This is a genomic window from Chryseobacterium sp. C3 (assembly GCF_014218905.1).
Taxonomy (GTDB): Bacteria; Bacteroidota; Bacteroidia; order Flavobacteriales; family Weeksellaceae; genus Chryseobacterium; species Chryseobacterium mucoviscidosis.
Genome location: NZ_JACLCU010000008.1, coordinates 156,762 through 171,019 on the forward strand (window position 1 = coordinate 156,762; position 14,258 = coordinate 171,019).

Here is a 14,258-nt window from a genome sequence, read left to right on the forward strand (position 1 = left end):
CTTAGAAACCTTTTCAGACATTTTGAAAAGGTTTTTTTAATGAATATTTGATATTCAATAAGTTTTATTTTTCAGGATTATAATGTATTTTTATAAAAAAATATAAATGAAGCTATACTTTAATGTAGGTTACAGTGCGAAAGTCGGAGAGAATCTGCAATTGATGATCAAAGATGAAGGCTCTGTACATCAGACTCATGCTATGTTTTACGGAGAAAACGGATTGTGGAAGTGTGAGGTGGATTACTTTTCCAAAACCATATCATATCACTATCAGCTTATCGATGAAAGAGGAAATATTCTTCGCGAGGAGTTTGTTCCGCATCATCTTACTTTTCCGCACAATTACAAGGAATTTGTGGTTTTTGACGAATGGAATAATAAAAATTTTCCTGAAAACTACCTCAATAATAAAATTCTCTATAACAAGCTGAATACATTCAAGCCGGAAAAAGTTTCTGTGCTGAAGAAGCATACGCATTTATTCAGAATAGAAGCTCCGATTTATAATCCGGACTGGAAGATTGTTGTATTCGGAAGTACGGCTTCATTAGGAAATTGGGACTACGAAAAGGCGATCCATCTGTCTCAGACCGATTTCGGCATTTGGGAAACTTCTCTGGAAATTCCTGAAAACGAATTTATTCAATATAAATACTGTCTTTACGATGCCGGTAAAGGCAAAGTAATCGATGTGGAAACAGGCGAAAATAGATTTGCTCTTCCCAATCAGTCGAAGGACGTTTTACAGATTGTTTCGGATCATTATTTTAAATTCAAACTGTATCAGATGTATCACGATGCAGGAGTTGCTGTTCCTGTCTTCTCTCTGAGAACGGAAGACGGCTTCGGTGTTGGTGAATTTTCCGATATGAAAAAACTGGCAGACTGGGCAAAAGAAACCAATCTCGGAATTATCCAGATTCTGCCGATCAATGATACAACGGCAAATTATTCATGGACAGATTCTTATCCTTATGCGGCAGTTTCTGTGTACGCGCTTCATCCGCAGTATATTTCCCTTGAAAATCTCGATTTTGCGTTACCGAAAGATTTAATGGAAGATTATCAGGCTGAAAAGTCAGAACTAAATTCATTAGAATTAATCGATTACGAAAAGATGATTTCCGGAAAATGGAAATATCTGAAAGCCGTTTTCAATGAAGATAAAGAAAAGATCTACAAGGACAGAAACTTCAAGAAATTCATCAAAGATAATGAGAGCTGGCTTCTTCCTTATGCAGCATTTTGTGTACTGAGGGACAAATACAAGACTCCGAATTTCAACGAATGGAAAACGCATAAAAAATACATTGCAGGAAAGGTTTCTACATTTTTTTCAGCAAAAAGTAAAGATTATGATGCTTCTATGCTTCATGCATGGGTTCAGTATCAGCTTCATAAACAATTAAAGGATGCGATTGATTATACGCATAACCTCGGAATTTCCGTGAAAGGAGATCTGCCGATCGGAATCTACAGACATTCTGTGGAAGCATGGACAGAACCTGAACTTTTCGGAATGGATTTTCAGGCAGGAGCACCGCCGGATCAGTTCACCGAATTGGGGCAGAACTGGGAATTTCCTACGTATAATTGGGAAGCTATGAAAGCTGATGATTACAAGTGGTGGAAAAACAGGTTCAAAGCATTGGAACAGTATTTTGATGCGATGAGAATCGACCATATTTTAGGGTTTTTCAGAATCTGGAGAATGCCGGTTTCTGCAACTCAGGGAATTTTAGGATATTTTTATCCTGCCGTTCCTATTACGCTGGAAGAATTCAGTGCAAGACATATTCCTTTTAATTTCGACAGATACTGTAAGCCATTTATCAATGATCAGATTCTCTGGAAATATTTAGGCGAAAACAGCGGAAAAGCGCTTGAATTTATCAATAATAATCAGAACGGAACCTATTCATTTAAAGAAGAATTCAATACACAGCGTAAATTAGCCGACTTTTTTAAGAAAAATCCACAAGGACCGATTGAAGATCAGCTCATTTCTCTTTGTGCCAATGTTTTATTTTTAATTGAAGAGCGAAACGGGCAGGTTGTTTATCATCCGAGATTTAATGTGTACAACACAGAATCTTATAAATATCTTTCGGACTGGGAGAAAAAATCCATTTATGACCTGTATCACGACTATTTCTTCAAAAGACAGGATCATCTCTGGTATGAAAAAGCGATGGAGAAACTTCCGATGATTCTTAATGCTACAGAAATGCTGATCTGTGGAGAAGATTTAGGTCTTGTTCCGGACTGTGTTCCTGTTGTGATGGATGAACTGGCGATTATTGCTTTAAAAGTGCAGAGAATGCCTTCAGATAATATTCCTTTTTACAACCCAAAAGATGCAGGTTATCTGAATGTGGTGACGGCTTCCTCACACGACAGCTCAACGTTAAGACAGTGGTGGAAAGAAGATCCTGCGCTTACACAGAAATATTTCAATCAGCAGTTGGTACAGTATGGAAAAGCTCCGGAAGAACTGGATCCTCATTTAGCCGAAATTATAATGAAACAGCATCTTTATAATGACTCAATGTTAGCAATTTTCCCGATTCAGGAGTTTTTAGCAACGGATAAAAATCTTAGCAATCCTAAAATGGATAATGAAAGAATCAACAATCCCGCAGTTTTTCCACATTACTGGAGATACAGAATGCATCTTAATCTGGAAGATCTGAAAGAGCAGAAAGATTTTAATCAAAAAATAGCTTATTGGATTAAAGACAGCGGAAGAATATAAATTTAACATTTGATTATCAATTAGTTAATAATAAATTAAAAGAAGTTGGATCGGAAGATTTAACTTCTTTTTTTTATTTATATCCAAAAGATAGAAGTAGAAATTCGACTATATTAACCAATTAACGACTATAGAAATGAAAAAAATATTAATCAGTTTTGCTTTGGGTATGGCGACTTTATCGTTTGCTCAGCAGTATCCGAATAATGGTTGGGAAGATGACGGCTACTATCAGAATGATGGAGGCTATTACAGTGATGAAGACGATCAGAATTATTTCCCGGACGATTATTACTACAATTATCCGCAGGATTATTATCCACAGGATTATTACCAGACCAATTACAATGATTACAGGAACAGCATTATAAGCATCAACTGGAATGGCTTTTTTGCCCAAAACAGGCTGAATCGTTGGCAGATAGACCAGATCCTAAGATTAAATAATCTGTATGTAAGTTTCTCTACATGGAATAATTTCTACAGATACAATCCGGACAGATGGTATTATGACAGATTCTACGCGTTGGAAAGAATTATGGGACCGAGAGTTTTTGTGGTATTCCAGAATAATTATTACAGAGGATACAGTCCTGTAGTTTATTTTCAGAATTACCGAAGAACGCATTATGCAGGAATTTGCAGACCGATACCGCGTTACAGAAATATAAACATCAATATCTACAGAGTAGACAGAAACAAATTCCGCAGATATGATAATCCGACCTTTAATATTGTAAGAGGAAGCGACAGACCGAACAACGGTTTCCGTGGAGGTGTAAGAGACGGTAATAACGGTGGGTTCCGCAATCAGACAGAAAACAGAAACAATAATCCGGTTTTCAGAAGTGATAACGGAGTAAGAAATAACGGAGGCTTCCGTGGCGGAAATGAAGCAGGAGGTACAAGAAATAACGGAAGTTTCAGAAATGAAAGAGCGGAGAATAACAGCGGAACCAGAGGTGGCGGTTTCAGAGGAGGAGAAGTAAGAAGAGAAGAAGCTCCGAGACAGGAAAATAACGGAGGCGGTTTCAGGAATAACGGTGGTTTCAGAAGAAGTGAAAATGCTGCTCCAAGAGAACAGAACAGAGGAGGAGGAGAAAGCAGAGGAAACGGCGGCTTCCGAACCGGATTTGCAAAGAATTAATTTTCATATATTATATTTAAGTGGTGTGAGGGCAGATATTTATGATCTGCTCTTTTTTTTATTTTATGATTGAAAAATTCGTGTTAAAATTTAACATTTTTTATGAGGTTTGTCTTTTAACTTTCTTTTTAACTAATAATCAAAAAGATGTATAACAATTAATTAAAGATTTAAAAAAATGAAAAAGTTAGTTTTAGCAATAGCATTTATCGGAATGGGAAGTTTTGCAATGGCACAGCAGACAACTCCGACACCTCAGGACAGACAGGCTAAAAGAGCGAAAATGAAAGAAAAATTTCAGCAGAGAGAGCAGGAACATATGGCGCAGATGCAGAAAGATTTAAATTTAAATCAGGCTCAGGTAGATAAAATTAAAGCACTTCACGAAAAAAGAAAAGCTGAAATGAAAGCTGATTTTGAGAAAAACAAAGATCAGAGACAGGCAAAAAGAGCACAGATGGATGCCGATATGAAACAGATTCTTACTCCTCAGCAATATGATAAATGGCAGGCAGACAGAAAAGCAAAAATGGAGCAGAGAAAAGTGGCAATGAAAGAAAGAGGAATGAAAGGCGGAAGAATGCACAAACCAATGAATACGGCGGCTCCGGATGCAAATTAAGTAGTTTATAATTTTGATTTTTTAATGTGTGAGAGGACGGAATTTATTCTGTCCTTTTTCATTAAATTCTATTAAAACTTTTGATTTCGGGGTTTTATTCCCTAATTTTGACTGAAAATTTACGAATTATGGTTAGCGAAAAAATTGCAAAATTAATTAACGAACAAATAGCTCACGAACAATACGCTGCACAATATTATCTTTCTATGTCTGCATGGTTTTCCGGTAAAGATCTGGATGGGATCGCCAATTATTTCCGTGTACAGAGCAAAGAAGAATTAATGCATGCGGATAAGATGTTCGACTATTTAAATGATGTAGGCGGAGAAATCATCATTGGTGAAATCGCAAAGCCACCCCACGAATTTGCAAACGCAATCGACATTTTTGAAAAAGCTTTGGAACACGAGAAAAAAGTAACCAAAAGTATTTTTAATATCGTGAAAAATGCAAATGATGAAGGTGATTTTGCAACAACTTCTTTTCTGCAGTGGTTCATCAACGAACAGGTAGAAGAAGAAGCAAGCGCATCTCAGTTGGTTACCAAAATCAAAATGGTAAGCGATAATCCATCCGCTTTATATCTTTTTGATCAGGAATTGGCGCAGAGAGTTTTTGCACCGGATACAACCGCTTAATATTTATTTTACAGCATAAAAAACGAAAAGAGCAGAAATTCCTGCTCTTTTTTGTTGATAATTATATTTAATTCTTAATGTTTTACTATCAGATGGATAGATTTTTTCTCAGAATTAGCGAGAATACTTACTACGTAAACTCCATTCGGAAGATCGTTAATAGAAAATACTTTTCTGCTGATTCCTTTTCTTAAAGATTCGGATTCTGAAATCGTTTTAAGTGTTTTTCCGTTATAATCTGCCAATACGATATTTACTTTTGCATCTTCAGCCAGATTAAATTCTAAAGTAGCATTGGAAGAAGCCGGATTTGGAGATAATTTCACATCCTGTAAAATGGCAGACTGAGCTTTTGCCTGTCTGCATTTTTCGTCGCAGAACTGCTCTCCGTCTGAAGGCTCTTTCTGGTTGATGGTAATCAGGAAATGACAAACACTTCCGTACAATTCATCAGGACTTCCTGTAATGGTTTGAGTAGCGGCAAAATCATAGCTTTCCGGTGAGGTAATGCTTGTATTTTCCTGTTGGAAACTAAGCGCAACAGGGAAATATTCTCCTGCTTTAAGCCTGATATTTTTAAGGGAAGCGTTCTGAAGATCTGTGATGATAAATTCATGTTCATTGTAATTCAGTACCTGCATTCCTTCCATTATCTTTCCTCCGTTTTCCCATCTTTCCCAGGCTATATCATTTAGTTTTACTACAATATTTCCTACGCTTTTGAAAGGTATGTTAGAATCTTTTACCAAATTGAATTTAACATCAAAATTCTTTTCAAAATCAAAATAATTTCCGAAGAAGAATCCTGATTTTTTAGGGAAAGTTCCGCTTAAGCTTACCAGTCTTGTATTTCGGGTTACAACGTTATTGTTATTGGTAACATTAGGCTGAATAGGAGCATTCGGACCCGGATTTTCGTTGTACATAGGATCTCCCGGAGATACAATTCTGCCTAAGAAACAAACCTGATTATCGGTAAGCCCTCCATAAATTGCAGGATCTACCGGATTCCATTTGGCATCAATAATATAAGTTTGTCCCGGAGCCAGAGCCGGAATTTTGAATCCCTGACCTGTTGCATACGCATTCGAAGCATTAAATCCTGTATACGGAGTAGTAAGTTCTCCACCTGCCGAAAAACCGTTAATTAACTGTATTCCGTTCCATGAGTTTGGCCATGTTTCGCCGGTAGATCCCATCGTCCAGTATAATCTTGCAAAACTTGGGGCAGAAGTTGTACAGCCGATATTTCGAACTCTGAATCTCATCACATTAAATCCCGGTCCAAGATATCCCGGATCCTGATGAGTAAAGTTTAATAGAGAACTGTTGGTACGTCTGTTCCAGATATCAGGACTCTGATAAATATTTGCCCATGTCGTTGCAGAAGGGTTAGGTTCCAGACCGATATCCGCAGAACTGTCGAAAGCCGCAAGACTGAATATTGATTTAGCTCTTTGAACTGCCGCATAAGCATTTACCAATCCATATCCCATCTGGCTATTCCATGTTCCGTTTGGTCTTCCTGAAGTGGAGGCATAAGCATAAAGATCTGTTCTTACCTTTTGAGCAGTCTGTTCTATAATATCTCTTACCTGTTGAGCGGTTAAACAAGGGTTTGCAGATAAAATTAAGGCAGCTACACCGGCAATAACAGGACATGCAGAAGATGTTCCGTTAAAATCAGGAGTATAGTCTGAAGCATTATAACCATTGCCTCCCTGTCTGTCTGTGGTAGGCATTTTCACACCGGGAGCCATAATGTCGAGCTGGCTTCCGTAGCAGCTTCCCCACCAGTTTTCTCCGTCACATGAGCCCGGATTTTTTCTTTCACCACAAGGGCTTAATGCTCCAACCACCAATATTTGTGGATTCCAGCTTCCTGGATATCTGATCGTGGTATTGTTTTCATTACCTGCAGCAAAAACCACAACCATCCCTTTTCCGCCCCTGCCGTTTACCAAAGCGTTGGTAATTCCGTTTTCGATGATGGTGGAAGGTGCATATCCTCCCCATGAATTGCTGATTACATCTACACCATTTGCTGTAGCCCAGTTGAAACCATTAGCCAATTGTTGAGGAGTATCAGCAAAGGTAAGATTAATACTTATGGAAATTAATTTTGTATTGGGAGCCACGCCGCTGATTCCTAAATTGTTGTTTTGAACGGCTCCGGCAATTCCTGCACAGGCGGTACCATGACTTCCTCTTACCACAGAAGGTGAAGTATTGGTCTGCGCATCATATCCTGATCCGAAAACATTCGCTGAAAGATCCGGATGATTCATTTCGAAACCATGATCAAAGATGGCTGTTTTCACGTTGGCTCCGGTGGATAAAGTCCATGCCGATTCAGCTTTTATATCAATTCCCGCATAAGAAGCCCCAAACTGTCCTGTATTTTTCAGTGACCACTGATTGGGATAAGAAGGATCTGCCGTAGCTTCCAGATTGTGATACATAAATTCCGGTTCCGAAGCTTCAAAAGATCCTGTTTCGTAAAATAAAGCGGACATTTCTATTGCCGTAGGAAGAGTGGAATTTTTAGAACATGAAATCGTAAACCAAAGTGGCATATATTCGTTATAGCCTAATACTTCCACATTGTTTTTCTGTGCTAATTCATTCAGAAGTTTGAGGTCATTTTTTGATTTCAGTTTTACATAGAAATTATTAGACATTCCCATTTTTTGTTTTTCACCACTTATAAAACAAGGGGATGCAACCAGTACATTGGGATTTTTGTTTTTTTCAGCGATATTGGCAATGTATTGTTCGTCTGAAATATTGGCGTCGGATTCAATTTCTACATAATAGCTTTTTTTGTCGCTTGCCACTTTTTTTCCGTCATTCAAAAGAGAATTTTTGGTGAAATTTTCAACAATTGGGGTGGTAGTTTTCAAATTTCTTACAACATCTGTATTGGCAGACGAAATGGCAATTGATGATTTGTCTAACTGAAGGAAATATTTTTTCCCTTTGTAGTAATAAAAATACTTAGAAGCTGTTTGTGCGCTTATGCTCAGGATAATGAAGAGCGATAAGATGAATGTAAATATTCTAATTTTCATAATACTTTGTTTAATGGTTAAAATTTTTTTTAATGATCTGGTTTTTAATCTAAGGTGGTTTGAATAGAATTTCTGGCATAATTCATGTATTTAAGATTAATAGAATTTTATTTTTAAAATACTAATAGTCAGTGTTTTAAATTATATCTTATTAAAGGTAAATGAATTGGGTTTAAATTGCCAGTTATAGTAATTAACTGTCATCACATATTGATTAAGTGTAATGAAAAACAGAATAAGTGTTAATTTATACTTAAGAAAAATAGATCGTAAAACAAGTTTCGGCGGCACCGAAGGTGCCGCCGTAGACATTTCTTAATACAATATTTGAGATTACAAATAAATAAGCTGCGTTTTCAAAACCTTTCTACCCAGCTTTTCCAGAATATTTTTATAATGGGCAATCTGTCTGTCATTTTTCTCAGATTCTTCACCTGTTTTAAAATCTACAATAACGTAGCCTTCAGGACTCTTTAAAATTCTGTCCGGACGATACACGCTGCTTTCACCGTTTTCGGAAATCATGATATCTTTTTCATTGATAACCTGCCATTTTTCATCAAAAAATTCAGCGTTATTTTTTATAATTTCTTCTAAATTTCTCTCAATTTCTGCGCTTTCCTCAATGGTTATCTGACCATCCAGAACGTAGTATTCCAGAACTTTTCTGACGTCTTTTGCCGTATTGATTTGGGATAATAATTCATGGACAAAAAGCCCGATTCTTACTTTTTCAACCCGTACCTGATAATTTTTTGACGGAGTGGCAATCTTAATCGATGTATTTTTTTCGTTGATGTTTTTTAAATTCTGAATATCCTTCGTTTCAAAATGGGAGGTTTTGTCCTTTGAATGTTTTTTCAGCATCTCCGGATTCACTTCATAAAGATCAAACTCATCCAGATTTTCAGGATTTTTAGACTGTAAAAACTCCAGCAATTCCAGATTGTTAGAAGTTTTATTCGCTTTTTGGATATAAAAATACAATTGCTCTACCGGTCGCGTTGTCGCAACGTACTGCAGACACAGCCTGTCTACAAAGTTTTTATAAGAATTCTGGAGATTGAAATACTGGATTTCCTCATCATATACCTCAAGATTTTTACTGAACTGATTAATATTAACCGACTTTAAAGCACTGTCATTGCTCGTTTCAAACCAATTGGTGAACTCGGCATCACGATTTCTATTAATCATCGGGATAAAAACAATCGGAAATTCCAACCCTTTTGCTTTGTGGATCGTCATAATCTGGATCGCATCAATATTTTCCGAAGCCTGAATCGTATATGCCGAAGCCTCTTCATCCCAATATTTCAGAAATTCTTTCGTACTTGCTCCTGCATTTTGTGTAAAATTGAAAAGCATTTCGAGAAAGTTCAGCAGGAAATCAGTCTCTTTATTTTCAACAGAAAACTCATTAATGTAATATTCAACAAAGTTGTACAGATTGAATCTCGGGAAATTGTCCTGCTTAAGCTTCAGAGCGTATTTTTCCTGAATAAAGTGTAACGTTTCTTCGTGCGTTTCAATTCCTAAAATTTCCTTCATTTCCAGTGTGAAATCTGCCATCTGAATTCTTCCCAGTTTATTCAGGTAATACATCATCATGATCAGATTCGGCTTATTCTTAGGATTGCTTTCCCATCGCAGGAATTCAACAACGGCTTTAAGCGTGTTGGATAATTCTAAGGTAAGACCTTTATCGGAAATCGTTTTAATATTCGTTTCCTCTCCTTTGTAATTTACCTTTAGATTTCCCAGTTTTTGAGAATAGCTGAAAATATCAAAATTTCCACGGCATAGAATCGTAATGTCTGAAAATTTAAAGCCGTTATCCAGAATCTCCTGAATATCTTTCCTCATGCTTTCAGACGTATCGTTGTAAAAATCCTCATTCGTAAGATTTTCTATCAGATTTACTTTTACACGTCCTTCGATCAACGATTTCGGATTTTGTTCGGCATCAGTTCCGAAAATATTTTTATGCTCTTCTGCTAAAGATTCAGAATGAAATTTGTACAGTTCGTTATTAAAGTGAACAATATTTTTTGCACTTCGCCAATTGTCTTTTAAAACCAGCAAATCTGCCTGTTTAGGCGAAAATTCTTTTTTGTTGATGATATCGAGCATCAGTTTACTTTCCCCTCCACGAAAGCGGTAAATACTCTGTTTCGGGTCTCCAACCAACGTAAAAGAAGTATTTTCTGATGAAATGGCATGATCTCTCAAAGGAATAAAATTTTGCCACTGCAATTCTGAAGTATCCTGAAATTCATCAAAAAAATAGTGCTGAAACTGGGAGCCTACTTTTTCATAAATAAAAGCCGAAGGCTCATTCCGAAGGTTTTCGTTAATTAAAATATTAAATTTAGAAAGTAAAACAAGGTCGTTTTCTTCCTCAATTTTTTTTAGCTCATCCTGAATGTCTTTATTTACCTTTAAAGGCAAAAGTGCGGATAAAATTTTCTCTTTTTTCTGGGTTTCTATGTACAGCCGAATAAGCTGCATTCTGTAATCCAGTAATTGATCGAGAATTTCAAGAATTTCAGATTCCTTGTTTTTTGATTTTGCCGAAGCACCTTTCCGGTAGTTATTCACAACAGATTCTTCCGCAGTCGTAGGAAAAGGAAATCCCGGTCTTTTCTGATGATAAAAGTCTAATACTTTCGTAAAAAATCCTCCGATTCCGTTTTTTCCCTGTGCAAAATCTTCAATTTCAATATTCCTTGATCTGAATAATTCGATGGATCGTGTAGCCAGTTCAACCGCCTGTTTTTTGTTCTGGGCAATTTCTTTTCGGAGTGTATCTTTGATGTTTTCGTAATTCGTGCTGTCGAAATCCTTATTGTTTTTAAGATGTTCGTAATGAATATCTTTCACGAACTCTTTTGCCGAACCGTAAAGACTTTTATTCAGGTTTATTCTTTCATTATTTTCGAGACTGTAATCCACATAATCCATGAAAGAGTTGGAGATTACTTCGTTTTCGCCAATCTGATCGAGCATTTTATCAACCGCTTCAATCAGAAAAGGTTCCGCTTCAATTTCCAGATTGAAGTTTTTGGCAAGTCCCAGTTCATAAGAAAAACTTCTTACCAGTCGAGAATTAAAACGGTCGATCGTTCCGATATTTAAAGTAGAATAATTGTGAAGCACATAATCCAGCATTTTTTTCGCGCGGTGATGCAGTTCATCGATCGTTATTTTCAGACCTTCTTCTTCAAATGCTTTCTGAATATTTTTTAAATCCGGATTTTCCGCAAAATTATCATTGGAAAAATTTCCAAGCCACGTCAGAATTCTTTCCTTCATCTCATTGGCTGCCTTGTTGGTAAAAGTCAATGCAAGAATATTCCTGATCGACTGCTGCTGATTAGGATACCGAAGACAGATCATTAAAAGCCTCTGCACCAGAGCATAGGTTTTCCCCGAACCTGCCGAAGCATTAATTACTGTATAAGAATTTTGCATTTTTAGTGGAATTCAAAGTGCAAGTTAGCTAATTTTTAAGTGAAATTTTAACAATTTTCTGCTACTATTTAACAGTTTTAAAAATAAAATTCTAAAAGAAATCCTAAAACACGTTAACTGTGGTTAAACTTGCAGTTTAATTTAAAAATAACTTTAGTTTTGCTTTATAAAAAATAACCTGTGAAAATAAAACTATTCTTTGTCTTAGCTTCCCTTTTTTTTATCAACTGTAATGCTCAGAATTATATTTTCGGGAAAGTAACTTCCGAGGATAATAATGAGATGCCTGAAGCAACGGTAATCAATATCCGGACAGATGAAAGGGTTCTTACAAACCGCGATGGTCATTTCATGATTTCGGGAAGAGCGGGAGACGAACTTCGCTTTGTAAAATCGGGTTATGAGCGTACAAATCGTAAAATTACCCAGGAAAACATCACGGCTCCTGTAAATGTAACAATGATAAGAGCGGCAGAACTGATTGCGGAAGTTGAAATTAAAAAAAACATAACGGGAGATATTAAGATCGATGCTAAAAATCTAAATCCGCCAAGAAAAGTTGAAAAACTGAAGAACGATCTGGCAAAATATATGTCGCAAAAGTCGGCTCCGGGAGTTTTGGCAGCCAGACCGGGAGAATTTGTACAGCCGGTAACCAAAGGAATTTACAGTTTCGGAAAAGTTAAAAACAAATGGGACGATGTAGATCTGATGAATTATCTTCAAAATGCTTTGGGAGACACCTTCTTTGAAGAACTTCAAATTTCTAAACCACAGATCCAGCATTTCATTCTCTATATTTTAAGAACAGGTTTTGAAAGGAAAAATATCCTGAAATACGGCTATTGTACAGAAGCAGATATGAATCGGTTTAAAAATGCAGTTTTGGGCAGAATTTCAGCCTACAAATCGCCGCAGCCTCAAAATAAATAATCTTATGAATTTCAGATTAGTTATAATCCTGCTTTTTCTGTTTGTGAATGGTTTTTCACAGCAAAAAATTTCCGGAAAAATTACCGATGAGGACGGAATCAGTTTACCCTCCGTTACGGTAATGAATATTTCTGCGGACAAAAAAACATATACAGGAAACGACGGAACGTTTTCTATTGAGATTGCTTCTCCCGATGACGAAATTCGTTTTGTAAGAAATGGTTTTGAAAGATCTTCCATAAAAGCAAAATACGGTTTAGACAGAGAGCTAAATATTAAACTGACAAGAATTGCAGAAGAAATTGAAGAGGTAAAAGTGGCTAAAATTACCGGAGATCTCGATAAAGATTCGAAAGCGGTGGCAAAAACTGATAAGGGACAAATTGTGGAAGATGCGGTAGGATTGCCGCAACCCGTAGGAAAAATGCGCGAAAAACCGGCGGAAGTGAGGCAGGTTTTAATTCCGATCCTTTTGGGAAGCCTTAATGTTCAGGGATTGTATGATCTTGTAAGCGGCGATGCAAGAAGAATGAAGCGCCAATACAGATATGATGATCTTCAGGAAGATATTGCGTGGATAAGAAACAGGGTAGAAGACGAATATTTTACAAAAGAAGGTATTCCTGCTGAAAGAATTTCAGAGTTTATAGAATTTTCTTTTGTGAATAAACCACAAACGCGAACTTTTGTTAGGACAAAAAATTTAACCGGAGCCTTATCCAGAATGGACGATGCTATTCCTGTTTTTGTTAAAAGAATTAAAGAAAGCAAAACGCCTTAATAAATGTTAAAAAATCTTAAAATTTGGAATAAGAATTGATGCAATAGTTTCAGTAAACAGATATTAAAATTATTGTAACAAACAAATTCACAAATTTTTATGAATAAAAATATTCTTTCGATTGCCATTGCAGCATTAGGTTTCGTTATCGGTCTCGGACTTTTAGGAAACGCCATTAAAAACAGAAACAAATCTGAAAATACCATTTCTGTTACGGGTTTGGGAACCAAACAATTTACTTCTGATCTTATTACGTGGTCGGGAAGTTTTTCTAAGAATAATTTTGACCTGAAATTGGCTTATGATGAACTGGCTTTGGACCGAAAAACCATCAACGATTATTTATTATCAAAAGGAGTAAAGCAAAATGAGATTGTTTTTTCTTCTGTTGATATCCAGAAACAGTTTAAGAATTATACAGATAATAACGGGAATAACGTTCAGAACGAATTTACCGGATACAACCTTACGCAGACTGTATCGATTGAAAGTAAAGAAGTTGCGAAAATCGAAAATCTTTCGAGAAATATTACGGAAATCATCAACAGAGGAATAGAATTTACATCGTCTTCGCCAAATTATTTTTATACCAAATTAGCAACGGTGAAACAGGAAATGATTGCTTCTGCCACAAAAGATGCCAAAGAACGCGCGGAAAAAATTGCTGATAATTCCGGAAGCAGTCTGGGAAATCTGAAAAAAGCAACGATGGGCGTTATCCAGATCACGGCTCCGAATTCCAATGAAGATTATTCTTATGGCGGAACCTTCAATACCGCTTCAAAAGATAAGGAAGCAAGTATTACCATAAAGCTGGAATATCAGGTAAATTAA

At 36.5% G+C, this 14,258-nt stretch carries 9 protein-coding genes; 7 read left to right on the forward strand and 2 right to left on the reverse strand.

All coding sequences use genetic code 11. From position 1 onward, the window contains the following. The first annotated feature begins 106 nt into the window (after positions 1-106). The 4 genes from H6W53_RS17765 to H6W53_RS17780 all read left to right on the forward strand — a co-directional run bounded on the left by H6W53_RS17765 (position 107) and on the right by H6W53_RS17780 (position 5,165). A complete protein-coding gene (locus tag H6W53_RS17765) occupies positions 107-2,758 on the forward strand; it encodes a 4-alpha-glucanotransferase (protein WP_185208688.1) in 2,652 nt (883 codons plus the stop codon). Between the two features lie 136 nt (positions 2,759-2,894). Further along, positions 2,895-3,905, forward strand: a complete 1,011-nt coding sequence (locus tag H6W53_RS17770) for a hypothetical protein (RefSeq protein WP_185208690.1) — start codon at positions 2,895-2,897, stop codon at positions 3,903-3,905. A 178-nt stretch (positions 3,906-4,083) separates the two neighbouring features. Beyond that, entirely contained in the window at positions 4,084-4,527 is a 444-nt protein-coding gene (locus H6W53_RS17775; RefSeq protein ID WP_185208692.1) for a hypothetical protein, read from the forward strand. A 128-nt stretch (positions 4,528-4,655) separates the two neighbouring features. Further along, positions 4,656-5,165: a ferritin gene (locus H6W53_RS17780; RefSeq protein ID WP_116095914.1), complete on the forward strand. Its 510-nt coding sequence runs from the start codon at positions 4,656-4,658 to the stop codon at positions 5,163-5,165. A gap of 74 nt (positions 5,166-5,239) precedes the next feature. On the opposite strand, the gene H6W53_RS17785 is transcribed toward H6W53_RS17780, so the two are convergent. Then, complete coding sequence (locus tag H6W53_RS17785; protein ID WP_185208693.1) at positions 5,240-8,236, reverse strand: S8 family serine peptidase; 2,997 nt, start codon at positions 8,234-8,236, stop codon at positions 5,240-5,242. 333 nt (positions 8,237-8,569) lie between these two features. Continuing rightward, positions 8,570-11,710 carry a UvrD-helicase domain-containing protein gene (locus tag H6W53_RS17790; RefSeq protein ID WP_185208694.1) on the reverse strand — a complete coding sequence of 1,047 codons (3,141 nt, stop codon included), beginning with the start codon at positions 11,708-11,710 and terminating at the stop codon, positions 8,570-8,572. A 180-nt stretch (positions 11,711-11,890) separates the two neighbouring features. Between H6W53_RS17790 and H6W53_RS17795 the strand changes: the two genes are divergently transcribed. The 3 genes from H6W53_RS17795 (at position 11,891) to H6W53_RS17805 (ending at position 14,258) form a co-directional block, all read left to right on the forward strand. Continuing rightward, on the forward strand, positions 11,891-12,643 hold the full coding sequence (locus H6W53_RS17795) for a carboxypeptidase-like regulatory domain-containing protein (protein WP_185208695.1): 753 nt from the start codon (positions 11,891-11,893) through the stop codon (positions 12,641-12,643). Positions 12,644-12,647: 4 nt separating this feature from the next. Then, positions 12,648-13,424, forward strand: a complete 777-nt coding sequence (locus tag H6W53_RS17800; protein WP_185208696.1) for a carboxypeptidase-like regulatory domain-containing protein — start codon at positions 12,648-12,650, stop codon at positions 13,422-13,424. 99 nt (positions 13,425-13,523) lie between these two features. Next, positions 13,524-14,258 carry an SIMPL domain-containing protein gene (locus tag H6W53_RS17805; RefSeq protein ID WP_185208697.1) on the forward strand — a complete coding sequence of 245 codons (735 nt, stop codon included), beginning with the start codon at positions 13,524-13,526 and terminating at the stop codon, positions 14,256-14,258.

Bases quoted from the DNA above. Each gene is read 5' to 3' on its own strand.
- H6W53_RS17770 (WP_185208690.1), top strand. From the start codon at position 2,895: ATGAAAAAAATATTAATCAGTTTTGCTTTGGGTATGGCGACTTTATCG.
- H6W53_RS17805 (WP_185208697.1), top strand. From the start codon at position 13,524: ATGAATAAAAATATTCTTTCGATTGCCATTGCAGCATTAGGTTTCGTT.
- H6W53_RS17790 (WP_185208694.1), bottom strand. From the start codon at position 11,710: ATGCAAAATTCTTATACAGTAATTAATGCTTCGGCAGGTTCGGGGAAA.
- H6W53_RS17785 (WP_185208693.1), bottom strand. From the start codon at position 8,236: ATGAAAATTAGAATATTTACATTCATCTTATCGCTCTTCATTATCCTG.
- H6W53_RS17800 (WP_185208696.1), top strand. From the start codon at position 12,648: ATGAATTTCAGATTAGTTATAATCCTGCTTTTTCTGTTTGTGAATGGT.
- H6W53_RS17765 (WP_185208688.1), top strand. From the start codon at position 107: ATGAAGCTATACTTTAATGTAGGTTACAGTGCGAAAGTCGGAGAGAAT.
- H6W53_RS17780 (WP_116095914.1), top strand. From the start codon at position 4,656: ATGGTTAGCGAAAAAATTGCAAAATTAATTAACGAACAAATAGCTCAC.
- H6W53_RS17775 (WP_185208692.1), top strand. From the start codon at position 4,084: ATGAAAAAGTTAGTTTTAGCAATAGCATTTATCGGAATGGGAAGTTTT.